The sequence below is a fragment of the Streptomyces sp. NBC_01296 genome, from assembly GCF_035984415.1.
Lineage (GTDB): Bacteria > Actinomycetota > Actinomycetes > Streptomycetales > Streptomycetaceae > Streptomyces.
Map to the genome: position 1 here is coordinate 5,735,862 of NZ_CP130720.1, position 23,400 is coordinate 5,759,261.

At 73.1% G+C, this 23,400-nt stretch carries 20 protein-coding genes and 1 pseudogene; 16 read left to right on the forward strand and 5 right to left on the reverse strand.

The window, feature by feature from the left end; genetic code table 11:
• Positions 1-105: 105 nt before the first annotated feature.
• The 5 genes and pseudogenes from OG299_RS26050 (at position 106) to OG299_RS26070 (ending at position 6,530) form a co-directional block, all read left to right on the forward strand.
• Positions 106-855, forward strand: coding sequence for a hypothetical protein (locus OG299_RS26050; protein WP_327362794.1), 750 nt, complete (start codon positions 106-108; stop codon positions 853-855).
• Between the two features lie 348 nt (positions 856-1,203).
• Positions 1,204-2,049 carry a DegV family protein gene (locus OG299_RS26055; RefSeq protein ID WP_266629340.1) on the forward strand — a complete coding sequence of 282 codons (846 nt, stop codon included), beginning with the start codon at positions 1,204-1,206 and terminating at the stop codon, positions 2,047-2,049.
• Positions 2,050-2,147: 98 nt separating this feature from the next.
• Positions 2,148-3,143: a ComEA family DNA-binding protein gene (locus OG299_RS26060; protein WP_327362795.1), complete on the forward strand. Its 996-nt coding sequence runs from the start codon at positions 2,148-2,150 to the stop codon at positions 3,141-3,143.
• Positions 3,140-5,512, forward strand: a pseudogene (locus tag OG299_RS26065) (ComEC/Rec2 family competence protein); the annotation flags it as partial. The gene OG299_RS26060 and the pseudogene OG299_RS26065, both read left to right, overlap by 4 nt.
• A gap of 136 nt (positions 5,513-5,648) precedes the next feature.
• Entirely contained in the window at positions 5,649-6,530 is an 882-nt protein-coding gene (locus tag OG299_RS26070; RefSeq protein WP_389865112.1) for a YceI family protein, read from the forward strand.
• Positions 6,531-6,541: 11 nt separating this feature from the next.
• Here the strand turns inward: OG299_RS26070 and OG299_RS26075 are convergent, their stop codons facing one another.
• Positions 6,542-6,784, reverse strand: coding sequence for a hypothetical protein (locus OG299_RS26075; protein WP_266629344.1), 243 nt, complete (start codon positions 6,782-6,784; stop codon positions 6,542-6,544).
• Between the two features lie 76 nt (positions 6,785-6,860).
• On the opposite strand from OG299_RS26075, the gene holA reads away from it, so the two are divergent.
• Complete coding sequence (gene holA, locus OG299_RS26080) at positions 6,861-7,853, forward strand: DNA polymerase III subunit delta (RefSeq protein WP_266629346.1); 993 nt, start codon at positions 6,861-6,863, stop codon at positions 7,851-7,853.
• Between the two features lie 376 nt (positions 7,854-8,229).
• On the opposite strand, the gene rpsT is transcribed toward holA, so the two are convergent.
• Positions 8,230-8,496 carry a 30S ribosomal protein S20 gene (gene rpsT, locus OG299_RS26085; RefSeq protein ID WP_030010251.1) on the reverse strand — a complete coding sequence of 89 codons (267 nt, stop codon included), beginning with the start codon at positions 8,494-8,496 and terminating at the stop codon, positions 8,230-8,232.
• A gap of 211 nt (positions 8,497-8,707) precedes the next feature.
• Here rpsT and lepA point away from each other — a divergent pair, with 211 nt between their 5' ends.
• The 4 genes from lepA to OG299_RS26105 all read left to right on the forward strand — a co-directional run bounded on the left by lepA (position 8,708) and on the right by OG299_RS26105 (position 14,690).
• Positions 8,708-10,573 (forward strand): translation elongation factor 4, encoded by a 1,866-nt coding sequence (gene lepA, locus OG299_RS26090; protein ID WP_266629348.1) that lies wholly within the window; start codon positions 8,708-8,710, stop codon positions 10,571-10,573.
• A 248-nt stretch (positions 10,574-10,821) separates the two neighbouring features.
• Entirely contained in the window at positions 10,822-12,711 is a 1,890-nt protein-coding gene (locus OG299_RS26095; protein WP_266629350.1) for an AMP-dependent synthetase/ligase, read from the forward strand.
• A 91-nt stretch (positions 12,712-12,802) separates the two neighbouring features.
• On the forward strand, positions 12,803-14,035 hold the full coding sequence (hemW, locus tag OG299_RS26100; protein ID WP_266629352.1) for a radical SAM family heme chaperone HemW: 1,233 nt from the start codon (positions 12,803-12,805) through the stop codon (positions 14,033-14,035).
• A 124-nt stretch (positions 14,036-14,159) separates the two neighbouring features.
• Positions 14,160-14,690: a Uma2 family endonuclease gene (locus OG299_RS26105; RefSeq protein ID WP_327362796.1), complete on the forward strand. Its 531-nt coding sequence runs from the start codon at positions 14,160-14,162 to the stop codon at positions 14,688-14,690.
• A gap of 1 nt (position 14,691) precedes the next feature.
• Here OG299_RS26105 and OG299_RS26110 read toward each other — a convergent pair whose 3' ends face one another.
• Both OG299_RS26110 and OG299_RS26115 read right to left on the reverse strand, forming a co-directional pair.
• On the reverse strand, positions 14,692-15,495 hold the full coding sequence (locus tag OG299_RS26110) for a DUF3097 domain-containing protein (protein ID WP_327362797.1): 804 nt from the start codon (positions 15,493-15,495) through the stop codon (positions 14,692-14,694).
• Between the two features lie 28 nt (positions 15,496-15,523).
• On the reverse strand, positions 15,524-16,249 hold the full coding sequence (locus OG299_RS26115; protein WP_327362798.1) for an MBL fold metallo-hydrolase: 726 nt from the start codon (positions 16,247-16,249) through the stop codon (positions 15,524-15,526).
• Between the two features lie 155 nt (positions 16,250-16,404).
• On the opposite strand from OG299_RS26115, the gene hrcA reads away from it, so the two are divergent.
• From hrcA to OG299_RS26145, 6 genes are all read left to right on the forward strand, one after another.
• Positions 16,405-17,421 (forward strand): heat-inducible transcriptional repressor HrcA, encoded by a 1,017-nt coding sequence (gene hrcA / locus OG299_RS26120; protein WP_266633556.1) that lies wholly within the window; start codon positions 16,405-16,407, stop codon positions 17,419-17,421.
• The gene (gene dnaJ / locus OG299_RS26125; protein WP_266629358.1) at positions 17,422-18,558 is read left to right on the forward strand and encodes a molecular chaperone DnaJ; all 1,137 of its coding nucleotides are present in this window, start codon (positions 17,422-17,424) and stop codon (positions 18,556-18,558) included.
• Positions 18,559-18,715: 157 nt separating this feature from the next.
• Positions 18,716-19,807, forward strand: a complete 1,092-nt coding sequence (locus OG299_RS26130; RefSeq protein ID WP_266629360.1) for a nitronate monooxygenase — start codon at positions 18,716-18,718, stop codon at positions 19,805-19,807.
• Entirely contained in the window at positions 19,804-20,550 is a 747-nt protein-coding gene (locus OG299_RS26135; protein WP_266629362.1) for a 16S rRNA (uracil(1498)-N(3))-methyltransferase, read from the forward strand. Before OG299_RS26130 ends, OG299_RS26135 begins: the two co-directional genes overlap by 4 nt.
• Positions 20,551-20,650: 100 nt before the next feature.
• On the forward strand, positions 20,651-21,010 hold the full coding sequence (locus OG299_RS26140; protein ID WP_266629364.1) for a histidine triad nucleotide-binding protein: 360 nt from the start codon (positions 20,651-20,653) through the stop codon (positions 21,008-21,010).
• A 3-nt stretch (positions 21,011-21,013) separates the two neighbouring features.
• Positions 21,014-21,919 carry a ribonuclease Z gene (locus OG299_RS26145; protein WP_327362799.1) on the forward strand — a complete coding sequence of 302 codons (906 nt, stop codon included), beginning with the start codon at positions 21,014-21,016 and terminating at the stop codon, positions 21,917-21,919.
• Here the strand turns inward: OG299_RS26145 and OG299_RS26150 are convergent.
• The gene (locus OG299_RS26150) at positions 21,916-23,253 is read right to left on the reverse strand and encodes an MFS transporter (protein ID WP_327362800.1); all 1,338 of its coding nucleotides are present in this window, start codon (positions 23,251-23,253) and stop codon (positions 21,916-21,918) included. The two genes, OG299_RS26145 and OG299_RS26150, sit on opposite strands and share 4 nt — an antisense overlap.
• Between the last annotated feature and the right edge of the window lie 147 nt (positions 23,254-23,400).

Consider the following 23,400-nt stretch of genomic DNA (forward strand, 5'->3'; position numbering starts at 1 on the left):
AGGGGTGTTCCCGTACGGGCAGGTTGGGGGTTCGTTTGGAACCCCTGGCCTGCCCGTGGCGTTTACCGTGGAGGGGACGGTATCGGCAGGGGAAGGGAGCCTCTCATGGAGGCGGGCGCGTTGATCATCATCTTTGCCCTGTTGGTGCTGTTCGCCTTCCTGGGGCTGGGCGCTTGGGCCACGGTGAAGGTGGTCGGCGCGGCGAAGCGCGGCGTGGACCGCACCCTCACGCAGGCCCGCCGGACCGTGGAGGACACCGCGCTGAAGGCGAAGAGCTTCGGGCAGGTGGGCGTGGCCGGGGCGCTGGCGCAGCTGCGGCTGGAGCTGCGGACGTCGATGCGGGCCACGCAGCAGGCGCTGTACCAGGGGGTTCAGACGGATGCCTCGCTGAAGGAGTCGATCGGCCTGTTCGAGCGGCTGAGCGCGCACGGGCACGAGCTGGACGACGAGCTGAAGCGGCTGGAGCAGGAGCCGGACCGGGGGCGGATCGGCGGGATGCTGCCGGAGCTGAAGGAGCGGACGGCCAAGATCACGCAGGCCGCGGACTCGCTGCGGTGGGCGGCCCGCGACCGGGCTCGGCGCTTCGCGGAGGACGACCTGTCGACGCTGTCGGAGCAGATCGAGGTCGAATCGGGGGCGCTGCGGGACTGGTCCCGCGAATCGGTGGACGACCTCGCGGCGGCGGCAGCGGCGTGGGACGCCCAGCAGGCGCCGACGGGGTCCGGGCGGGCCCCGGAGGCCCCGGCCGGGCGCCCCGGGCGCCCCCAGGACCCGCAGCCGGCGGCCCTGAACCCGTCGGCCCCGCCGACCCGCCACCCGTGGCAGAAGACGCCGCGGCCTGAGGCGACGACCTGAGCCACGGGCCCTGAGCGGGCGAGTGCGGGGGTGTTGGCCGCCCCGGGGCGGGCCGCTTCCGGGCGGGCGCGGCGGACCCGGCGGACCCGGCGGGCGCCCGCGTGGGCTGCGGGCCGCGCCGACCCGGGCGGGCGCTGAGCTGCGGTCGGCCGGATGCGCGGTGGTGCGGACGCCGACGGCGCTGGGGCGGCTACGGAGCTGCCCCCATGCGCTCCTCGAACGGGTGGGCGAGTGGGATGCCGCCCGCGCGCCGCGCGGGGCCGGAGCGGCGGCGCAGCAGCCGCCCCGTGCACCCCCGGCCAGGGGCTGGGCTGCCGTCCCACCCCCACTGGCGGTAACCTCCGGCTCATGTCCCGCCATGTCGCGATCGTCACCGATTCCACGGCCTACCTGCCCCAACCGGCCATGTCGCGGCACGGAATCACCTCCGTCCCGCTGACCGTGGTGCTCGGCGACGAGGCCCTCGAGGAGGGCACCGAGATCTCGGCGCGCAGCCTTGCCCTGGCGCTGCAGAAGCGGCGGTCGGTCACCACCTCCCGCCCCAGCCCGGAGGAGTTCGTACGGGCCTACAGGGCGGCCGCAGAGGCCGGCGCGACCGGCATCGTCAGCCTGCACCTGTCCGCCGAGTTCTCCGGCACCTACGACGCCGCCGTGGTCGCCGCCAAGACCGCCCCGGTCCCCGTCCGCGTCGTCGACACCGGCATGGTCGCCATGGCCCTCGGGTTCTGCGCCCTCGCCGCCGCAGAGGCGGCCGAAGCCGGCGGTTCCGTGGACGAGGCCGTGGCCGCCGCCGAGAAGCGGGCCGCGGACATGTCGGCGTACTTCTACGTGGACACCCTCGACTACCTGCGCCGCGGAGGCCGCATCGGGGCCGCCCAGGCCCTCCTGGGCTCGGCCCTCGCCGTCAAGCCGCTGCTCACGCTGGAGGGCGGGCGGATCGAGATGCTGGAGAAGGTCCGTACGGCCTCCAAGGCCATCGCCCGCCTCGAGGAGCTGGCCGTCGAGCGGGCCGGGGCGGGCAGCGTCGACGTGGCCGTGCACCACCTCGCGGCGCCGGAGCGGGCCGAGAAGCTCGCGCAACGGCTTCGTGAGCGCATCCCCGGCCTGGTCGAGCTGCACGTCAGCGAGGTCGGCGCGGTGATCGGCGCGCACACGGGGCCGGGGCTGCTCGCGGCGGTCGTCTCGCCCCGCTGATCACCGGAACGGGTGGCTCGGTTATCCACAACGATCGGGATATCCACCGGAATTGATAAATCCGGACCGAGGCCGGGATTCGTCCCTACCGTCGTGTCATGACTCTTCGCACACGTATCCCGCATCCTTCCGGAGCCACCAGCGGACCCGGCCGTTCCCGTTTCTCCGACGGGCGGCTGCGCCACCGCCGGGGCCGCGCCCGCCCGCCCCACCCCGAGCCCGCGGCGGTGCGCCGCCGGGCCGAGGCCCTGCTCGGCGGCAGCGGGCCGCCGCAGGCCCCGCCGCCCGAGGCCCCGCCGCCAAAGGTGCGGCTACGAGAGGCGCCGCCAGCGGAGGCACCGCCTCCGGAAGCGGTGTCGAGTCCGGGGTCCGGGATCCGGTCCGTGGCCGATCCGCCGCCCGAGGAGACCCCGCTGTCCGGCGGAGCCGCGCTCCGGCTCGCCGTCCGGGAGCGGCTGCCGGTGTGGCTGCAGGCCCGGTGCGGGGTGGAGCCGCGCACGGTGGCCGCCGTCGCGGTGGTGCTGGTCGCCGCGGTCGCCTTCGGCGCCCGGCAGTACTGGGCGGCCCAGCCGGAGCCCGTGACCGCGCCCTCGGTGGTCACCCCGGCGACACCACCGGCGCCGGCGCCGAGCCCCGGACCTCCCGTCGCCGCCGGGGGCGCCGGGACGCGGATCGTGGTGGACGTCAGCGGCAAGGTCCGCGACCCCGGTGTACGGCGGCTGCCCGCCGGCTCGCGGGTCGAGGACGCGCTGGCCGCCGCCGGGGGAGTGCGGCCCGGTACGGACACCACCGGGCTCAACCGGGCCCGGGTCCTGCTCGACGGCGAGCAGGTGGTGGTGGGCGCCCCGGCGCAGCCCGCTGCGGGCGGGCCGGGTTCCGGTGCCGGACCCGGCTCCGCTGCCGGCCCGCTGAGCCTCGCCGCGGCCACGGTGGAGCAGCTGGACGGCCTGCCCGGGGTCGGCCCGGTCCTGGCGCAGCACATCGTGGAGTTCCGGACCGCCCGCGGCGGCTTCCGCTCGGTGGAGGAGCTCCGGCAGGTCGACGGCATCGGCGAGCGCCGCTTCGCCGACCTGCGCAAGCTGGTCCGGCCGTGAACCGCCCCGAGGGCGCGGGCCCGCTGGATCTGCGCCTTGCGGTACCGGCGCTGGCCGCCTGGGCGGCGGCCGCCCTCGCCCTCGACGCACCGCCCGGCTGGGCCGCCGCCGGGGCCGGGCTCGCGGTCCTCGGCGCGGGGCTGCTGCTCCTGGCCGGGTGCCGGCGTCCGGAGTCGCTGTGGCGGGTCGGCACGGCCGCGGCCGCCGTCCTGCTCTGCGCGGCCGCCGGGGCCGGGGTGGCGGGCCTCCAGCGGGCCGAGGCGCGGGCCGGGCCGGTCGTGGGCCTGGCCGGGGAGCACGCCCGGGTCCTCGCCGAGCTCACCGTCGGTTCCGACCCGCGGACCGCACGCAGCGGGAGCGGCCCGCCCGTGGTCGTCCTGGATGCGGTGGCGACCCGGGTGACCGGACCCGACGGGAAGCAGACCCGCGTCGAAACCCCCGTACGGGTACTGGCCGGGCATCCGCAGTGGGCCCGGCTGCAGCCCTCCACCCGGGTGGAGGTCGTCGCCCGGCTGGCGCCGGGCCGGGGCGGGGAGCGGGCCGTGGCGCTGCTGCGGCCCGCCGGGGACACCCCGCCCCGGGTGACCGGCGGCCCCGACACCGTCCAGCGGCTCGCCGGGAGGCTGCGGGCCGGGCTGCGCAAGGCCACCGAGGGGCTCGCCCCGGACGCCCGGGCCCTGCTGCCGGGTCTGGTGGTCGGGGACACCTCCCGGGTGCCGCCCGACCTGGAGGCGGCGTTCCGGTCCACCGACCTGCTGCACCTGCTGGCGGTGTCCGGGGCCAACCTGACCGTCGTGCTGTTCCTGCTCATCGGCCCGCCCGCCGCCGCGCAGCGCGCCGAGCGGGGCGGGCTCGCACCCCGCCTCGGGCTGTCCCTGCGGGCGACGGCCCTGTGCGGTACGGCGCTGACGCTGGCTTTCGTGGTGGTGTGCCGGCCGGAGCCGAGCGTGCTGCGGGCCGCGGCCTGCGGGACGGTCACCCTGCTGGCCATCGCCACCGGGCGGCGCAGATCCCTGATCCCCGCCCTGGCGGCCGCCGCCCTGCTGCTCGTGCTCCACGACCCGTGGCTGGCCCGCAGCCCCGGCTTCCTGCTCTCGGTCCTGGCCACCGGGTCCCTGCTCACGCTCGGCCCGCGCTGGAGCGAGGCCCTGCAGCGGCGCGGGATGCGGCCCCGGTTCGCCGAGGCGCTGGGTGCAGCCGCGGCCGCGCAAGCGGTCTGCGCGCCGGTGGTCGTCGTGCTCTCGGCCCGGGTGAGCCTGGTGGCGGTGCCCTGCAATCTGCTCGCCGAGCTCGCGGCGGGTCCGGCGACCGTGCTCGGCTTCGCGGCGCTCGCGACGGCGCCGCTGTCCCTGCCCGTCGCGGAGCAGCTCGCCCGCTGCGCGGGGTTGCCGGCCGGGTGGATCGCCGCCGTGGCGCGGGCCGGGGCGGGGCTGCCGGGGGCGGAGCTGGCCTGGCCGGGCGGGCTCACCGGGGGACTGCTGCTGGCCGTCGCCACCCTGGCCGTCGTGGCGGTCGGCGCACGGATCCGGCACCGGCCGTGGGTGTGCTCCGCCCTGGCCGTGCTGCTGCTCCTGGCCGTGCTGCGGCCGCCGCAGCTGACCCGTACGCTCACCCGCTGGCCGCCGCCCGACTGGAGCTACGTTCAGTGCGCGGTGGGCCAGGGCGACGCCGCCGTACTGGCCGCAGGCCCGGGCACGGCCGTGGTGGTGGACGCCGGTCCCGAACCGGGCCCGGTGGACGCGTGCCTGCGCGCCCTGGGGGTGAACCGGGTGCCGCTGCTCCTGCTGACGCACTTTCACGCCGACCACGTCGGCGGCCTGTCCGGGGTGCTGCGGGGACGGGCCGTGGGTGTGATTCAGACCACCACGCTGGAAGAGCCCGCCGCTCAGGCCGAGTTCGTGCGACGGACCGCGGCGACCGCCCGCGTACCCGTCGTGGCGGCCGCGGCAGGGGAGCGGCGCCGGGCCGGACCCCTGGAATGGCAGGTGCTGTGGCCCTCGCCCGACGGCCCGCGGCCGGAGGGGCCCAATGACGCCAGCGTCGCCCTGCTGGTCCGCGGCGCGGGCCTGACCCTGCTCCTGCTCGGCGATCTCGAACCGCCCTCGCAGCAGGCACTTCTGACGGCCCATCCGGAACTGGGGCCGGTCGACGTCCTCAAGGTCGCCCACCACGGTTCCGCACACCAGGACCCCGGTCTGCAGGCGAAGGTCCGGCCCCGGCTCGCGATCGTCCCGGTCGGTGCGGGCAACCGCTACGGGCACCCGGCGCCGGGTACGCTCGCGCACCTGCGGAGCCTGGGCGCGACCGTGCTGCGCACCGATACCGACGGCTCGATCGCCGTCGCCGGGAGCGGCCCGCGGATACAGGCCTTCCCCTCCCGCCGGAGGCGGCGCCGACACGGGCATACCGGACAGCTGCTTTCTGTTTGCCCACAACCCGACAGCATGATCGAATGCGTCTTCGCCAGAGCGGTACAAGTCCACACAGCACGGGGGTGCACCAACCATGTTCGGTCGCCGAAGAGGGATGGAGACGGCAGGAAGCGCCGGTCCCCACACATCCGCGACACTGACGCTGCCTCATACGGCGCGGCTGCTCAGCTGTCGTGTCCTGGACACCGTCCACCAGCCGGTCAGACAGGCGAAGTTCGAGGTGACCGACCCGATCGGCCGGCGCATCGTCAGCGGCGAGACCGACCCGTACGGCGGGTTCACCGCGGCCGTTCCGGAGGGCGAGTACCGGCTTTCCGTCACCGCCGAGGGCTACGCCCCCTTCCACGGGGCGACGCTGGTGGGGGACCCGGAGCAGCCCGGCACCGGGGAGATCGTCCTCGACGCCGTGGAGCCGCCGCTGCTTCCGGCGCCCGGCCACTGGGAACTCGACCCCACGCATTCGTCCATCGGCTTCACGGCCCAGCACATCGGCTTCGCCCGGATCCGCGGCCGGTTCAACACGTTCGCCGGGGCGGTACGGATAGCCGACCGCATGGAGGACTCCTCCATGCACGTGATCATCGACGCGGCGAGCATCGACACCGGCCTGCGGTTGCGGGACGACCACCTGCGGTCCGGCGACTTCCTGGACGCGGCACGGCATTCGACGGTCGAGTTCTACAGCGAGCGGTTCATCCACCGCAGCGGCAGCCGCTGGACCGTCGCGGGCGCCCTGACCCTGCACGGGGTCAGCCGCTCGGTGACCCTGGACACCGAGTACCTGGGCCTCGGCACCGGGTTGGAGGGCGAACCGCGCGCGGCCTGCCGGGCCACCACCGAGCTGCACCGCGAGGACTTCACCCTGAACTGGCAGTCCGTGCTGGCGCAGGGGATCGCGGCGATCGGCTCGAGCGTGGAAGTGACGCTGGACATCCAGATCGTGCACAAGGCTTAGTCCGCGGGGCGTTACGGGGTCTCCAACCAGCCCTCGTACTCGGCGGCGAGGCCGTCCAGCACCGTGGCATCGAGCCGTTCCTGCGGGTCCTCGACGACCACCAGCCACTGGGCGTCCTCGGCGTCGTCCTCGCCGGCCAGCGAGTCGCGGACCAGCTGCGGCTCCTCCGGGAGGCCGAAGCGGTCGACGGCCTCCTGAGCCACCTCCTCGGCGGCGTCGCGGTCGGGCAGCACCAGTACATGTCGCACGTTCACGCGGCCATTCTCGGGTATGCGGCGAGGGGGTCCGCGGTGCGGGGGGCTGTCAGTGCGGCATGGGATGCTGGACGCGATGGCCACCAGGAAGAACCCCACCGACGATCCGCTCGCCCCGCTCACCCTGGCGGTGGGGCAGGAGGACCTGCTGCTCGACCGCGTCGTACGGGAGGTGGTGACGGCCGCCCGGGCCGTCGACGCCGACACGGACGTGCGGGACCTCGCCCCCGAGCAGCTCCAGCCCGGCACGCTCGCCGAGCTGACCAGCCCGTCGCTCTTCTCCGAGCGCAAGGTGCTGGTCGTACGCAATGCGCAGGACCTGTCCGCAGACACGGTCAAGGAGGTCAAGGCGTACCTCGCGGCGCCGTTCGAGGAGATCGTCGTCGTGCTCCTGCACGCGGGCGGCGTCAAGGGCAAGGGGCTGCTGGACGCGGCCCGCAAGGCCGGGGCCAGGGAGATCGCCTGCCCGAAGATGACGAAGGCGGCGGACCGGCTGGCGTTCGTGCGGGGCGAGTTCCGCACGCTGGGCCGGTCGGCGACCCCGGAGGCGTGCCAGACGCTGGTCGACGCGATCGGGAGTGATCTGCGGGAGCTGGCGAGTGCGGCAGCGCAGCTGTGCGCGGACGTCGAGGGCACGATCGACGAGGCCGTGGTCGGCCGCTACTACACCGGCCGGGCCGAGGCCTCCAGCTTCACGGTCGCCGACCGGGCGGTCGAGGGTCGCGCGGCGGAGGCCCTCGAAGCCCTGCGGTGGTCGCTGTCCACCGGGGTGGCGCCCGTCCTGATCACCAGTGCGCTCGCGCAGGCGGTCCGGGCGATCGGCAAGCTCGCCTCCGCGCCGCGGGGGGCCCGGCCGGGGGACCTGGCACGGGATCTGGGCATGCCGCCGTGGAAGATCGACCGGGTGCGTCAGCAGATGCGGGGCTGGTCGGCGGACGGGGTCTCGGAGGCCCTGCGGGCCGTGGCCGCGGCCGATGCCGGGGTCAAGGGCGGCGGCGATGATCCCGAGTACGCGCTCGAGAAGGCGGTCGTGGCGGTGGCCAGGGCGGCGCGGCCCCAGCGTCGCTAGCCTCCGGCCCCACCGGCCTGGGTTCCCCGCCCTTCGCCCGTTCCTCCCCCGGCTACCGCTGGGAGGTGCCCCCAGGGGCTCCGTCCCGGACCCCGTTCGGGTGCCGCACCGCTGTCGGGGGCGCCGCCCCCGAACCCCCGCGCCTCAAACGCCGGCGGGGCCGGGCTGGTCCGTGGGGCTGATTGGCCCGTGGTGCTGGGTTTTGGTTGGGGAAAGCGAAGGCCCCGGGGCCGCCCTGGGGAAGGGAGGCGCCGGGGCCTTCGGTACTTCTTGTTGCGCCGCACCCGCGTGGCGAACGCTTCGTGTGCGGCGCGGGGAGCCGGTCAGGAGCGGGAGAGAGGGCCCGCTGGATCCGTTCCGGCGATCACATCAGAGCTCAGCCCTGGAGGGAGGCAACCTTGGTGGCCAGCGCCGACTTCTTGTTGGCGGCGGCGTTCTTGTGGATGACACCCTTCGAGACAGCCTTGTCGAGCGCACGCGCGGCGGCGCGAGAAGCCACGGTGGCCTTCTCGACGTCACCGGCGAGGACGGCCTCGCGGGCCTTGCGGATCGCGGTCTTGAGCGAAGACTTGACGGCCTTGTTGCGCAGGCGCGCCTTCTCGTTCGTCTTGTTCCGCTTGATCTGGGACTTGATGTTCGCCACGAAAGAGCCTTTTCAGGTTCAGAGTTTGATCTTCGGATTGTGTCCCGACAGCTGAGAGGGCATACGAGACACAGCTGCCCAGGCTACCAGGCACGCTCCGACCGGCCCAAACCGAGCGCATCGCCCCGTCCATGGGACCATGGGAACCTGCGTACAGATCCGACGAGAGCCGGAAACGCTTCCGACTGCGACCCGAGAATCAGGACACTGCGTGCCCGCGATCCCCAGCCACGTGCCCGAGCCGAGCCGTACCGACCCGGCGCTGATCCGCAATTTCTGCATCATCGCGCACATCGACCACGGCAAGTCGACGCTCGCCGACCGGATGCTCCAGCTCACCGGCGTCGTCGACCAGCGGCAGATGCGCGCCCAGTACCTCGACCGCATGGACATCGAGCGTGAGCGCGGCATCACCATCAAGTCCCAGGCGGTCCGACTGCCCTGGGCGCCCACCGTGGGTGAGGGTCAGGGCAAGACGCACATCCTCAACATGATCGACACCCCCGGGCACGTCGACTTCACGTACGAGGTCTCGCGCTCCCTCGCCGCCTGCGAGGGCACGGTCCTCCTCGTGGACGCCGCCCAGGGCATCGAGGCCCAGACCCTCGCCAACCTGTACCTGGCGATGGAAAAGGACCTCGCGATCGTCCCGGTCCTGAACAAGATCGACCTGCCGGCCGCCCAGCCGGAGAAGTTCGCCGAGGAGCTCGCGAACCTGGTCGGCTGCCAGCCCGAGGACGTGCTGCGCGTCTCCGCGAAGACAGGTGTCGGCGTGGACGCCCTGCTCGACAGGATCGTCGCCACCGTCCCGGCCCCGATCGGCGTCAAGGATGCCCCGGCCCGCGCGATGATCTTCGACTCGGTCTACGACTCGTACCGCGGTGTCGTGACGTACGTCCGTGTGGTCGACGGCCAGCTCAACAAGCGCGAGCGCATCCGGATGATGTCGACGGGCGCCACTCACGAGCTGCTGGAGATCGGTGTCTCCTCCCCGGAGATGACCCCGTCCGACGGCATCGGCGTCGGCGAGGTGGGCTACATCATCACCGGCGTGAAGGACGTCCGTCAGTCCAAGGTCGGTGACACCATCACCAGCCTGCACAACGGCGCGACGGAGGCCCTCGGCGGCTACAAGGACCCGAAGCCGATGGTCTTCTCGGGCCTCTACCCGCTCGACGGCTCCGAGTACCCGGACCTGCGCGAGGCCCTGGACAAGCTCCAGCTCAACGACGCCGCGCTCGTCTACGAGCCGGAGACCTCGGCGGCGCTGGGCTTCGGCTTCCGCGTCGGCTTCCTGGGCCTGCTGCACCTGGACGTGGTCCGCGAGCGCCTGGAGCGCGAGTTCGGCCTCGACCTGATCGCCACCGCGCCGAACGTGGTCTACCGCGTCGTCATGGAGGACGGCAAGGAAGTCACCGTCACCAACCCGAGCGAGTTCCCCGAGGGCAAGATCTCGGACGTCTTCGAGCCGGTCGTACGGGCCACCCTGCTCGCACCTTCCGAGTTCATCGGCGCGATCATGGAACTCTGCCAGCAGCGCCGCGGCACCCTCCTCGGGATGGACTACCTCTCCGAGGACCGCGTCGAGATCCGCTACACCCTTCCGCTCGCCGAGATCGTCTTCGACTTCTTCGACCAGCTGAAGTCCAAGACGCGCGGTTACGCCTCCCTGGACTACGAGCCCACCGGCGAGCAGGCCTCCGGCCTGGTCAAGGTCGACATCCTGCTGCACGGCGACAAGGTCGACGCCTTCTCCGCCGTCACGCACAAGGACGCCGCCTACGCCTACGGCGTGCGCCTCGTCGCCAAGCTGCGCGAGCTCATCCCGCGGCAGGCCTTCGAGATCCCGATCCAGGCCGCGATCGGCTCCCGGGTCATCGCCCGCGAGACCATCCGCGCCATCCGCAAGGACGTCCTCGCCAAGTGCTACGGCGGTGACATCTCCCGTAAGCGGAAGCTGCTGGAGAAGCAGAAGGAAGGCAAGAAGCGCATGAAGATGGTCGGCTCGGTGGAGGTGCCCCAGGAGGCCTTCATCGCCGTCCTCTCCAGCGACGAGTCCGGCGGCAAGAAGAAGTAGCCCGCGGCCGTGAACGGCCGTGAAGCGCCTTGATCCGTATACGGAACAGGCCCCCGTGCAGCAGCGCGGGGGCCTGTTTCGTTATGAATCGGCGTCTCAAGGGCTCTTACGCGCCAGGCGGAGGGCCCCTAGTCTGATCACTGCCCGTTGGTTACTCGCCAGTTACAAGCGCTGGTTGCAAGCCCTGTTGGAAGCCGTCATTCACCGCCTTGGATGACTGGCCCTGCCGCGTGGTCCGGAGGACGTCCGTGAGCGACACACAGACCTTGATCGAGAACCGCCCGCCCACCGTGGCGGCACTCTTCCTTGAGCGTGTCGCCGCCACGCCGAACGCCGAGGCCTACCGGTTCCCGGTGCCGGCGGCCGGCGGCAGAGGCCCCGACGACTGGAAGTCGCTGAGCTGGGGCCAGGCGGCCGAGCGGGTCTTCGGTATCGCCGCGGGCCTGCTGGACCTCGGTCTGCAGTCCGAGGAGCGGGTCGCGCTCGCCTCCAACACCCGCGTCGAGTGGATCCTCTCCGACCTGGGCGTCATGTGCGCCGGCGGTGCCGTGACCACGATCTACCCGAGCACCAACGCCGAGGAGTCGGCGTTCATCCTCGCCGACTCGGCCAGCCGCGTGCTGATCGCCGAGGACGGCGCTCAGCTGGCCAAGGCACGCGAGCGCCGCGCCGACCTGCCCGAGCTCGCCCACGTGGTGGTCCTGGAGTCCGCCGACGCCGTACCGGCCGAGGGCGACCCGGAGGGCTGGGTGCTCTCCCTCGCCGACCTGGAGGCGCGCGGCAAGGAGTACCTCGCCAAGCACCCCGAGGCGATCAAGGAGCGGATCGCGGCCATCACCGCCGACCAGCTCGCCACGCTGATCTACACCTCCGGCACCACCGGCCGCCCCAAGGGCGTACGGCTCCCGCACGACAACTGGTCGTACATGGCCAAGGCCACCGTCGCCACCGGCATGATCTCCAGCGACGACGTCCAGTACCTGTGGCTGCCGCTCGCGCACGTCTTCGGCAAGGTCCTGACCTCCGGCCAGATCGAGGTCGGCCACGTCACCGCCGTCGACGGCCGGATCGACAAGATCATCGAGAACCTGCCGATCGTCCAGCCCACCTACATGGCAGCCGTCCCGCGCATCTTCGAGAAGGTCTACAACGGGGTCGCGGCCAAGGCCCGGGCCGGCGGCGGCGCCAAGTACAAGATCTTCCAGTGGTCGGTCGGCGTGGCCCGCGAGTACGCCAAGGTCACCCAGGACAACTACCGGCGCACCGGCAGCGCCGTGGCCCCCTTCGGCCTCGCCACCAAGCACAAGATCGCCGACGCGCTCGTCTACTCCAAGCTCCGCGAGGCCTTCGGCGGCCGGCTGCGCGCCGCCGTCTCCGGCGCCTCCGCGCTGGCCCCCGAGATCGGCTACTTCTTCGCCGGCGCCGGCATCCACATCCTCGAGGGCTACGGCCTCACCGAGTCCAGCGCCGCCTCCTTCGTCAACCCCGGCGAGGCCTACCGCACCGGCACCGTCGGCAAGCCGCTCCCCGGCACCGAGGTCCGCATCGCCGACGACGGCGAGATCCTGCTGCGCGGCCCCGGCATCATGCAGGGCTACCACCTGCAGCCGGAGAAGACCGCCGAGGTGCTGGAGGAGGACGGCTGGCTGCACACGGGCGACATCGGCGAGCTCTCGCCCGACGGCTACCTGCGCATCACGGACCGCAAGAAGGACCTGATCAAGACCTCGAACGGCAAGTACGTCGCGCCCGCCGAGATCGAGGGCCGGTTCAAGGCGATCTGCCCGTACGTGTCGAGCATCGTGGTGCACGGCGCGGACCGGAACTTCTGCGCCGCCCTGGTCGCGCTCGACGAGCCGTCGATCATGGGCTGGGCCGCCGAGAACGGGCTCGAGGGCAAGACGTACGCCGAGGTCCTGGCCGCGGCGGAGACGAACCGGCTGATCGAGACGTACATCCAGACCCTGAACGAGGGCCTGCAGCGCTGGCAGACGGTCAAGAAGTTCCGGATCCTGCCCCGCGACCTCGACGTGGAGCACGGCGACCTCACGCCCAGCCTGAAGCTGAAGCGGCCGGCCGTCGAGCGTGAGTTCAAGCACCTGATCGACGAGATGTACGAGGGCTCGCGCGAGGCGTAGCACCGGGCGCGGCGCCCGCCGATGCGCCCGCCGCGGTCTCGCGTGACGCGAGCCGGGGCGGGCGCGGCGGCAGGTGCGGGACAATGGGGGCATGCCTTCCGCACTGCCCGACGGTGAACCCATGCCCGAAGACGGCTCGCTGCCGTCGCATGCCCTGGCGGGCGGCGGAGACCGGCCGCTCGGGTTCTACCTGCACGTCCCGTACTGCGCCACGCGGTGCGGGTACTGCGACTTCAACACGTACACCGCGACCGAGCTGCGCGGCACCGGCGGCGTGCTCGCCTCCCGGGAGAACTACGCCGACACCCTGATCGACGAGGTCCGCCTCGCCCGCAAGGTGCTCGGCGACGACCCGCGGGCCGTACGGACGGTGTTCGTCGGCGGCGGTACGCCGACGCTGCTGCCCGCCGGCGACCTCGTACGGATGCTCGCGGCGATCCGGGACGAGTTCGGGCTGGCCGAGGACGCCGAGGTCACCACGGAGGCCAATCCGGAGTCGGTGAACCCGGAGTACCTGGCGGAGCTGCGGGCCGGGGGCTTCAACCGGGTCTCCTTCGGCATGCAGAGCGCGAAGCAGCACGTCCTGAAGGTGCTCGACCGCACGCACACCCCGGGCCGGCCGGAGGCGTGCGTCGCGGAGGCGCGGGCGGCGGGCTTCGAGCACGTGAACCTCGACCTGATCTACGGCACCCCGGGGGAGACCGACGAGGACTGGCGCGCATCGCTGGCCGCCGCGCTCGGGGCCGGCCCGGACCACATCAGCGCGTACGCGCTGATCGTGGAGGAGGGCACGCAGCTGGCGCGCCGGATCCGGCGGGGCGAGGTCCCGATGACGGACGACGACGTGCACGCCGACCGGTACCTGATCGCCGACGAGGTCATGGCGCAGGCCGGGTACGACTGGTACGAGGTCTCGAACTGGGCCACCTCCGAGGCCGGGCGCTGCCTGCACAACGAGCTGTACTGGCGCGGGGCCGACTGGTGGGGCGCGGGCCCCGGGGCCCACTCGCACGTGGGCGGGGTCCGCTGGTGGAACGTGAAGCACCCGGGTGCGTACGCGGCGGCGCTGGCCGAGGGCCGCTCCCCGGGCGCGGGCCGCGAGCTCCTCTCCGAGGAGGACCGCCGGGTGGAGCGGATCCTGCTGGAGCTGCGCCTGGTGGACGGCGTCCCGCTGTCCCTGCTGGCCCCGGCCGGCCTCGCGGCCTCCCGCCGCGCCCTGTCCGACGGGCTCCTGGCCCCGGCCCCGTACGAGGCCGGCCGCGCCGTCCTGACCCTGCGCGGGCGCCTCCTGGCGGACGCGGTGGTACGCGATCTGGTGGATTGATCACTCCACGGAGTGAATCGCTGCGCATGCGGGCAGGTGCGGCCTAGCCTGTTCATAGTCTTCTGTCGCAGGACCGGCGACAGAAGTGGAGGGCACGGAGATGACCGCTGTGGACGATCGCCGGATGGCCGAGTACTTCGAGAGCTTCGAGGCTCCCGAGGGGGTCAAGGTCGAGCTCCTCCGGGGGGAAATCGTGATGATGGCGGGGCCGGACGTCGTCCACAACCTGATCGTCATGTTCGTTCAGCGGCAGATCCCCGTGGAACGCTGGTATCCACTCCAGACGCAGGACGTGGGCCTTCCCGCAGAGCCGTCCGAGCCGCAGCCGGACCTCGTGGTCCTGCCGGTCGAGGCAGCGCCGGAGTCAGGCCGTCTTGTGCCCGCCTCAGCCCTGGCGATGGCGGTGGAGGTCGTCTCCAAGACCAGCAAGCTGCGCGACTACGTGACGAAGCGTTCCATCTACGCCGCGGGCGGCATCCCCACGTACTTGATCATTGATCCGTTCCAGGCCAAGTGCGTCGTGCTCACCGAACCCTTTGGTGCGGGGGAGGAGGCCGACTACCGAACCGAGCGGACCAGCAAGTTCGGTGAACCGGTCCCGCTCGATGTCCTCGGCCTCACCCTCGACACCGAGGAGTTCGGCACCTTGCGGTAGCTCAAGCCGGTGCCGTGACGAAGTCGATCAGTTCCTCCACGCGGCCCAGCAGGACCGGCTCCAGGTCCTTGTAGGACCTCACGCGGGACAGGATGTGCTGCCAGGCGGCGCCGGTGTTCTCCGACCAGCCCAGCGCCCTGCAGACGCCTGTCTTCCAGTCCTGGCCCGGCGGGATCACCGGCCACGCGGCGATGCCCAGCGCGGACGGCTTCACCGCCTGCCAGACGTCCACGTACGGGTGGCCGACGATCAGGACGTCCGACGAGGTCACCGACGCCGCGATACGGGACTCCTTCGAACCCGGGACCAGGTGGTCCACCAGGACGCCCAGGCGGGCGTCGGCCGTCGGGGCGAAGTCCGCGACCACCGCGGGGAGGTCGTCGATGCCCTCCAGGTACTCCACCACCACGCCCTCGATCCGCAGGTCGTCGCCCCAGACCCGCTCCACCAGCTCCGCGTCGTGCCGGCCCTCGACGTAGATCCGCCCGGCGCGCGCCACACGGGCGCGCGCCCCCGGGACGGCCACCGAGCCCGACGCGGTGCGCAAAGGCGCCGCAGGGGCCCGTGAGGGGCGGGTCAGGGTCACCACGGCGCCCTCCAGCAGGAACCCCCGCGGATCCAGCGGGAACACCCGCCGCTTGCCGAAGCGGTCCTCCAGGGTCACCGTGCCCGCCTCGCAGGCCACCACCGCTCCGCAGAAGTCCGTACCGGCCACCTCGACCACCAGGTCCGGCTCCGCCGCCACCTCCGGTACGGCCTTGGGGCGCTTCCACTGCGGGGTCAGGTCGGGGGAGTACTCGCGCATCCGGCCGACACTAGGAGAGGCGCGCCGCTCACGCCTCCGACACGCCGAAACGGGCGGCCAGTGTGGCGCGTTGCGCACGCACGAAGTCCGCGTCGACCACCGCTCCGTGACCCGGTACGTACAGTGCGTCGTCCCCGCCCAGCGACAGCAGCCGGTCCAGCGCCGCCGGCCACTGCGACGGCACCGCGTCACTGCCCGCCTGGGGTTCCCCCGACTCCTCGACGAGGTCCCCGCAGAACACCGTCTCGCGCTCGCCCGGCACGAACACCGCAAGGTCGTACCGGGTGTGCCCGGGCCCGACGTTGGCCAGCAGCACCTGCAGCCCGCCCAGCTCCAGGGTCCATTCGCCCGAGACGGAATGCCTCGGCACCGCCAGCAGGCCCACCGCCTCGGCGGCCTCGGCCTCCGACAGCCCCTGCCGGACCGCGTCGCCGCGCAGCTCCTCCCGGCCCGTCGACAGCTCCGAGTCCAGCCCGACCGCCCCGTACACCTCGGCCCCGGCGAACGCGGCCACGCCCAGTACGTGATCGAAATGGCCGTGCGTGAATGCGATATGCGTCACGCGCCGGCCGGTCAGCCGCTCCGCCTCGGCCCGCAGCTGCGCGCCTTCGCGCACGCACGAGCCCGGATCGATCAGGAGTACCGACTCGTCCCCCACCACCAGTCCCACCGTGCAGTCCCACACCGGGAGTCGTCGCCGTCCGGTCCGTCCGGTCAGCCGCTCCCAGCCCGCCTCTTCCCAACGCACGTCCATGCCGCGACGCTACCCTGGCGGGCCGCCCTTGCCAGGGCCTGACTACCCGGCCGTACACTGGCCGGGGGATCTCTGGCACTCGAACGCCCGGAGTGCCAACGAAGCAGATGAAACCGACCACGACGAGCGACGACGACCAGCTGGAGGTGTGCGCGATGCTCAGCGAACGCAGACTCGAGGTGCTGCGCGCCATCGTCCAGGACTACGTCGGGACGGAGGAGCCGGTCGGCTCCAAGGCGCTCACCGAGCGGCACCGGCTCGGCGTCTCGCCCGCCACCGTGCGCAACGACATGGCCGTGCTGGAGGAGGAGGGCTACATCGCGCAGCCCCACACCAGCGCCGGCCGGATCCCCACGGACAAGGGCTACCGGCTCTTCGTCGACAAGCTGGCGGGGGTCAAGCCGCTGTCGACGCCCGAGCGCCGGGCCATCCAGAACTTCCTCGACGGGGCCGTCGACCTCGACGACGTGGTCGGCCGTACGGTGCGCCTGCTCGCGCAGCTCACCCGGCAGGTCGCCGTCGTCCAGTACCCGAGCCTGACCCGGTCGACGGTCCGGCACGTCGAGCTGCTGTCGCTCGCTCCGGCCCGGCTCATGCTCGTGCTGATCACCGATACAGGACGGGTCGAGCAGCGGCTCGTGGACTGCCAGACTCCGTTCGGCGAGACCTCGCTCGCAGATCTGCGGGCGCGGCTCAACAGCCGGGTCGTCGGCCGCCGGTTCACGGACGTGCCGCAGCTCGTGCAGGACCTGCCGGAGTCGTTCGAGCCGGATGACCGCAGCACGGTGTCGACCGTGCTCGCGACCCTGCTGGAGACGCTGGTCGAGGAGGCCGAGGAGCGGTTGATGATCGGCGGAACCGCCAATCTCACGCGCTTCGGACACGATTTTCCCCTGACGATCAGGCCGGTGCTCGAGGCGCTGGAGGAGCAGGTCGTGCTCCTCAAGCTGCTCGGTGAGGCCAGTGAGTCGGGAATGGCCGTACGGATCGGGCATGAGAATGCATACGAGGGACTGAACTCCACGTCCGTCGTCTCGGTCGGCTACGGTTCGGGCGGCGAAGCAGTCGCCAAACTCGGCGTGGTCGGACCGACCCGCATGGACTACCCCGGAACGATGGGAGCGGTACGCGCAGTGGCACGTTACGTCGGACAGATCCTGGCGGAGTCGTAAGTGGCCACGGACTACTACGCCGTTCTCGGCGTGCGCCGCGACGCATCGCAGGACGAGATCAAGAAGGCCTTCCGTCGCCTGGCGCGCGAACTCCACCCGGACGTGAATCCGGACCCGAAGACGCAGGAGCGCTTCAAGGAGATCAACGCGGCCTACGAGGTGCTCTCGGACCCGCAGAAGAAGCAGGTCTACGACCTCGGCGGCGACCCGCTGTCCTCCTCGGGCGGCGGCGGCGCGGGCGGCTTCGGAGCGGGCGGCTTCGGCAACTTCTCCGACATCATGGACGCCTTCTTCGGCCAGGCCTCGCAGCGCGGACCGCGCTCGCGGACCCGCCGCGGCCAGGACGCCATGATCCGCCTCGACCTGGAGCTGGACGAGGCCGCCTTCGGCACGACCAAGGACATCCAGGTCGACACGGCCGTCGTCTGCACCACCTGCTCCGGAGAGGGTGCCGCCCCCGGCACCTCGGCGCAGACGTGTGACATGTGCCGCGGCCGCGGTGAGGTGTCGCAGGTCACCCGGTCCTTCCTGGGCCAGGTCATGACCTCGCGCCCCTGCCCCCAGTGCCAGGGCTTCGGCACCGTGGTCCCGACCCCGTGCCCCGAGTGCGCGGGCGACGGCCGGGTCCGCTCCCGCCGCAGCCTCACGGTCAAGATCCCGGCGGGCGTCGAGAACGGCACCCGGATCCAGCTCGCGGGCGAGGGCGAGGTCGGCCCCGGCGGCGGCCCCGCCGGCGACCTGTACGTGGAGATCCACGAGCTGTCGCACCCGACCTTCCAGCGGCGCGGGGACGACCTGCACTGCACGGTGACCATCCCCATGACGGCCGCGGCCCTCGGCACCAAGTGCCCGCTGGAGACGCTGGACGGCATGGAGGAGATCGACATCCGCCCCGGCACCGGGTCGGGCCAGTCGATCCCGCTGCACGGGCGCGGCGTCACGCACCTGCGCGGCGGCGGCCGCGGCGACCTGATCGTCCACGTCGAGGTCACCACCCCGGGCAAGCTGGACCCCCAGCAGGAGGAGCTGCTGCGCCAGCTCGCCAAGCTGCGCGGCGAGGAGCGGCCCATGGGCCAGTTCGCGCCGGGTCAGCAGGGCCTGTTCAGCCGCCTGAAGGACGCCTTCAACGGCCGCTGACCGGACACCTCCCTTGTCGGAGCACGTGACGAAGCCCGGTCCGGGGATGCCCCGGACCGGGCTCGCCGCATTGATCCGGACGCGCCCGCTGAAGCGGACTATGCCAGGCGAATGCCGTGATTCGGCCCGGTGAGCGGGACATGGCACGATGCAGTGCATGTCCTCCGCACCGAACGGTCTCTCCCCGTACCCGATCGTGCAGGCTCCCATGGCGGGCGGCGCCTCCTGTCCGCCGCTCGCCGCCGCCGTGTGCGAGGCGGGCGGGCTGGGCTTCCTGGCCGGCGGCTACAAGACCGCCGACGGGATGTACCAGGAGATCAAACGGCTGCGCGCGCTCACCCGGCGCCCGTTCGGCGTGAACCTCTTCATGCCGCAGACGGGGTACGTGGACCCGGCCGCGGTGGAGGCGTACCGCGGGCAGCTGGCCGGCGAGGCCAGCTGGTACGAGATCTCCCTGGCCGACGAGGACATCATCGGCACCAGCGACGACGGCTACGACGCCAAGCTCGCGATCCTCCTCGAAGACCCCGTTCCCGTGGTCTCGTTCACCTTCGGCTGCCCCGCGCCCGTGGTCCTCGCCGCCTTGCGCAAGGCGGGCACGTACTCGATCGTCACCGTCACCTCGGTCGACGAGGCCCGCGCCGCCCAGGCCGCGGGCGCCGACTCCGTCTGCGTCCAGGGCGTGGAGGCCGGCGGCCACCAGGGCACGTACCGCGACGACCCGCAGGCCGACGGCACGGCGGGTGTGGGCCTGCTCGCGCTGGTGGCGCAGGTACGGGAGGCCGTGGCCCTCCCGATCATCGCGGCCGGCGGCCTGATGCGCGGCTCGCAGATCGCCGCGCTGCTGGCGGCGGGCGCGGAGGCGGCGCAGCTCGGCACCGCGTTCCTGGCCTGCCCCGAATCGGGCGCGCACCCGCTGCACAAGAAGGCGCTGACGGACCCCCTGTTCGCCCATACGGAGCTGACCAGGGCATTTTCGGGGCGGCCGGCCCGGGGCCTGGTGAACCGGTTCATGCGGGAGCACGGGCCGTACGCCCCGGCCGCGTACCCGCAGATCCACCACATGACCTCCGGGCTGCGCAAGGCCGCCGCCGCGGCCGGGGACCCGCAGGGCATGGCCCTGTGGGCGGGCCAGGGGCACCGGCTGGCGCGGGCGCTGCCCGCGGGGGAGCTGGTGGAGGTGCTGGCGGCCGAACTGGCCGAGGCCCAGAGCGCGTTGAAGGCAATGCAGAAGAGGAGTACGTCATGACCGCCCCCGTGTTCGTGGTCGAAGAGGTCCCCGCGGGGCCGGAGTTCGTGCTCGACGGCCCGGAGGGCCGGCACGCGGTCTCCGTGAAACGGCTGAACCCGGGCGAGGGCGTGGTCCTCACCGACGGGCGCGGCCACTGGACGGAGGGCGTGGTCAAGGCCGCCGAGGGCAAGGACCGGCTGGTCGTCACGGACCTGCACGCCATCGAGGAGGAGCCGGAGCCGGCCGTCCGGATCACCGTCGTCCAGGCCCTGCCCAAGGGGGACCGCGGCGAGCTCGCCGTCGAGACCATGACCGAGACCGGCGTGGACGCGATCGTCCCCTGGCAGGCCTCGCGCTGCATCACGCAGTGGCGCGGCGACCGCGGAGCCAAGTCCCTGGCCAAGTGGCGGGCCACGGCCCGGGAGGCGGGCAAGCAGTCCCGCCGGGTCCGCTTCCCGGAGGTGGCGGAGGCCATGTCCACGAAGCAGGTCGCGGCGCTGCTGGCCGGCGCCGATCTGGCGATGGTCCTCCACGAGGACCGGGACGCGCCCTCGGGGGCCCTGGCCACGGCCGAGCTCCCGGCCGGGGGCTCCGTCGTCCTGGTCGTCGGACCGGAGGGCGGGGTCTCCCCGGAGGAGCTGGCCGTCTTCGCGGAAGCCGGCGCCCACCCCTACCGCCTGGGCTCCTCGGTCCTGCGCACCTCGACCGCCGGCACCGCGGCGACGGCGGTCCTGCTGGCGCGCACCGGCCGCTGGTCCTGAAAACGCGTACGAGGCCGCCGACGGCGCCGGTTACGATGCCGGAGCTGATCAACGTCGGCGTCGACGGCCCGTCAACGCCACTGTCACGGAAGGCGGAGCAATGGCCGGGGAACCGCAGGCGGACTGCCTGTTCTGCAAGATCGTCGCGGGGAACATCCCGGCGACCGTGGTCCGGGAGACCGAGACGACGTTCGCCTTCCGGGACATCAACCCGCAGGCGCCCACGCACGTCCTCGTGATCCCGCGCGTGCACTACGCGGACGCCGCCTCGCTCGCCGCCGCCGAACCGGCCGTCGCCGCCGACGTGCTGCGCGTGGCCGGCGAGATCGCCGCCGAGGAGAAGATCGACGGGCACGGCTACCGGATCGTGTTCAACACCGGCGCCGGCGCCGGCCAGACGGTGTTCCACGCGCACGCGCACGTCCTCGGCGGGCGCGGCCTCCAGTGGCCCCCCGGATAGACCGTGTCCGTACGAGAGTTCGTGGTGCTGGGTACCGCCAGTCAGGTGCCCACCCGCCACCGCAACCACAACGGCTACCTCCTGCGCTGGGACGGCGAGGGCATCCTCTTCGACCCGGGCGAGGGCACCCAGCGCCAGATGCTCCGCGCCGGGGTGGCCGCGCACGACATCAACCGGATCTGCATCACCCACTTCCACGGTGACCACAGCCTCGGCCTCGCCGGGGTGATCCAGCGCATCAACCTGGACCGGGTCCCGCACCCCGTCACCGCGCACTACCCGGCCTCCGGGCAGAAGTTCTTCGAACGGCTGCGGTACGCCACCGCCTACCGGGAGACCGTCCCGCTCCGCGAGGAACCCGTGGCCGAGGACGGGACGCTGGCCCAGGGGCCCTCGTACACCCTCGAGGCCCGCCTGCTCTCGCACCCGGTCGAGTCCTTCGGCTACCGGCTCACCGAGCCCGACGGACGCCGGATGGTGCCGGAGTGGCTCGCGCACCACGGGATCAAGGGACCCGACGTGGGCCGGATCCAGCGCGAGGGGCAGCTCTACGGCGTCACCCTGGACGAGGTCAGCGAGCCCAGGCCCGGGCAGAGCTTCGCCTTCGTCATGGACACCCGGCTGTGCCCCGGCGTGGACGCGCTCGCCGCGGGCTGCGACATGCTGGTGATCGAGTCCACGTTCCTCGACGAGGACGAGGCGCTGGCCACCGACCACGGGCACCTCACCGCAGGCCAGGCGGCCCGGGTCGCGCGCGACGCGGGCGTACGGCACCTGGTGCTGACGCACTTCTCGCAGCGCTACACGGACCCGCAGGAGTTCGAACGCCAGGCCCGCGCGGCCGGCTTCGAGGGCGAACTGACGATCGCCGCCGACCTCGTACGGGTCCCCCTGCCGAAGCGCGGCTAGGTCCCGGAGGTCCCAGAGGTCCCGGAGGTCTCCGGGACCTCGGCCCGTTCCTGGTTCCGGGAGCGGCGGGCCGCCGGGGAGAGCAGCAGCACCCGGCGCGGGGTGCGGCGTACGCGGACGGGCGGTCCGGGCGCGGGGTCGGGCCGGACCGCCGTGGCCGGGGCGCCGCCGCGGCGGACCGGCTCCTCGGCCGGGACCGGTCCGCGCCCGCCGGCGCGCAGCGCGACCGCGGTCATCGGTCCGGCAATCACCAGCAGCAGCGCGCCCAGTACGAGCCCCATGCCCCGGAAGCCGAACCCCTCGGCGAGCAGGCTGCCGGCCACGGGCCCGCAGGCCGTGCCCAGCGAGGAGGCGGAGCCGGCGAGCACCGCCCAGCGGCCGCGCGTGTCCAGGGCCGCCGCGAGGCCGATCACGTACGAGAGGACGACCGGGTAGACCGCGTTCCACAGGATCTCCCCGGCGGCGAACCCGGCGAGCCCGTCCGCGGAGGCGGTCAGCACCACGCAGCCGGCGATGGCCGCCGTGCCCGCGCCGATCGGGACCGCCCGCCCCAGCCGGGCCCCGAACGCGGAGGCGGCCGTGACCCCGAGCAGGCCCGCCCCCAGCGCCACCGCGAAGACGACGCCGAGCGTGGCCTCGGGCAGGCCCGCCTGCTCGGCGCCGATCCGGCCGCTGACGCCCCACAGGGCCTCCTGGGTCAGCGACCAGAGCAGCAGGCAGCCGGCCAGCACCGCCCCGGCGCGCGGGTACGGCAGCCGCCCGGCGCCCCGTACGGCGGGACCCGGGCGGGTGGGCCCGCCGAGGCGGCCGGTCGCCGGCCAGGCCAGGGCCGCGACCAGGGCGATGGCCGCGAACGGCAGTGCGTGCCCGCCGCCGAGGCGCGGCAGGGTCAGGTACAGGGCCCCCGCGGTCGCCGAGACCGACAGCAGCCCGAGGGATGAGGTGCGGTGCGGATCGCGCTGCCCGGCGATCCCGGAGGCGGCCACGGCGGTCGCGGTGCCGGAGCCGAAGCCGCCGACCACCACGCCCGCGACCACCAGCGGGAGCAGCGTGGTCGCGGCCGCCGTGCCGTAGCCGAGGGCGGCGAGCAGCAGTCCGAGCCGGGCCAGCGGGCGCTGCCCGTGGCGGGGGATGCGGGAGGCCAGGGCGAGTCCGGCCGTGGCGGAGCCGAGCAGCAGGGCCGTGCCGACGAGCCCCGCCTGCGCGGGACTCAGCGGGAGATGGGCGTCGAGCCGTCCGACGACGGTGGGAAGCAGGTAGGGGGCGAGGTAGCCGGCCGTGAAGAGGGCCACCAGGGGCCAGGCGGCGGGCGGCGCGGAGGTGTTGTCGGACACGGCTGTTCCCGGTGGTGCGCAGGTGCGGCGAGAGGATCCGCGGAGCCGCGGCGCCTTTGTCTATCAAGTGGTTCACGATGCGGAGAAGAGCGACCCGATCGTGATCTGCGACACACTGTGTTTGGGCCTGCCGGGGGAGGGCAGGGT

Bases quoted from the DNA above. Each gene is read 5' to 3' on its own strand.
- OG299_RS26060 (WP_327362795.1), top strand. From the start codon at position 2,148: ATGACTCTTCGCACACGTATCCCGCATCCTTCCGGAGCCACCAGCGGA.
- holA (WP_266629346.1), top strand. From the start codon at position 6,861: ATGGCCACCAGGAAGAACCCCACCGACGATCCGCTCGCCCCGCTCACC.
- OG299_RS26070 (WP_389865112.1), top strand. From the start codon at position 5,649: ATGTTCGGTCGCCGAAGAGGGATGGAGACGGCAGGAAGCGCCGGTCCC.
- OG299_RS26050 (WP_327362794.1), top strand. From the start codon at position 106: ATGGAGGCGGGCGCGTTGATCATCATCTTTGCCCTGTTGGTGCTGTTC.
- OG299_RS26110 (WP_327362797.1), bottom strand. From the start codon at position 15,495: ATGCGCGAGTACTCCCCCGACCTGACCCCGCAGTGGAAGCGCCCCAAG.
- OG299_RS26055 (WP_266629340.1), top strand. From the start codon at position 1,204: ATGTCCCGCCATGTCGCGATCGTCACCGATTCCACGGCCTACCTGCCC.
- OG299_RS26115 (WP_327362798.1), bottom strand. From the start codon at position 16,249: ATGGACGTGCGTTGGGAAGAGGCGGGCTGGGAGCGGCTGACCGGACGG.
- OG299_RS26130 (WP_266629360.1), top strand. From the start codon at position 18,716: ATGTCCTCCGCACCGAACGGTCTCTCCCCGTACCCGATCGTGCAGGCT.
- hemW (WP_266629352.1), top strand. From the start codon at position 12,803: ATGCCTTCCGCACTGCCCGACGGTGAACCCATGCCCGAAGACGGCTCG.
- OG299_RS26135 (WP_266629362.1), top strand. From the start codon at position 19,804: ATGACCGCCCCCGTGTTCGTGGTCGAAGAGGTCCCCGCGGGGCCGGAG.
- OG299_RS26105 (WP_327362796.1), top strand. From the start codon at position 14,160: ATGGCCGAGTACTTCGAGAGCTTCGAGGCTCCCGAGGGGGTCAAGGTC.
- OG299_RS26140 (WP_266629364.1), top strand. From the start codon at position 20,651: ATGGCCGGGGAACCGCAGGCGGACTGCCTGTTCTGCAAGATCGTCGCG.
- hrcA (WP_266633556.1), top strand. From the start codon at position 16,405: ATGCTCAGCGAACGCAGACTCGAGGTGCTGCGCGCCATCGTCCAGGAC.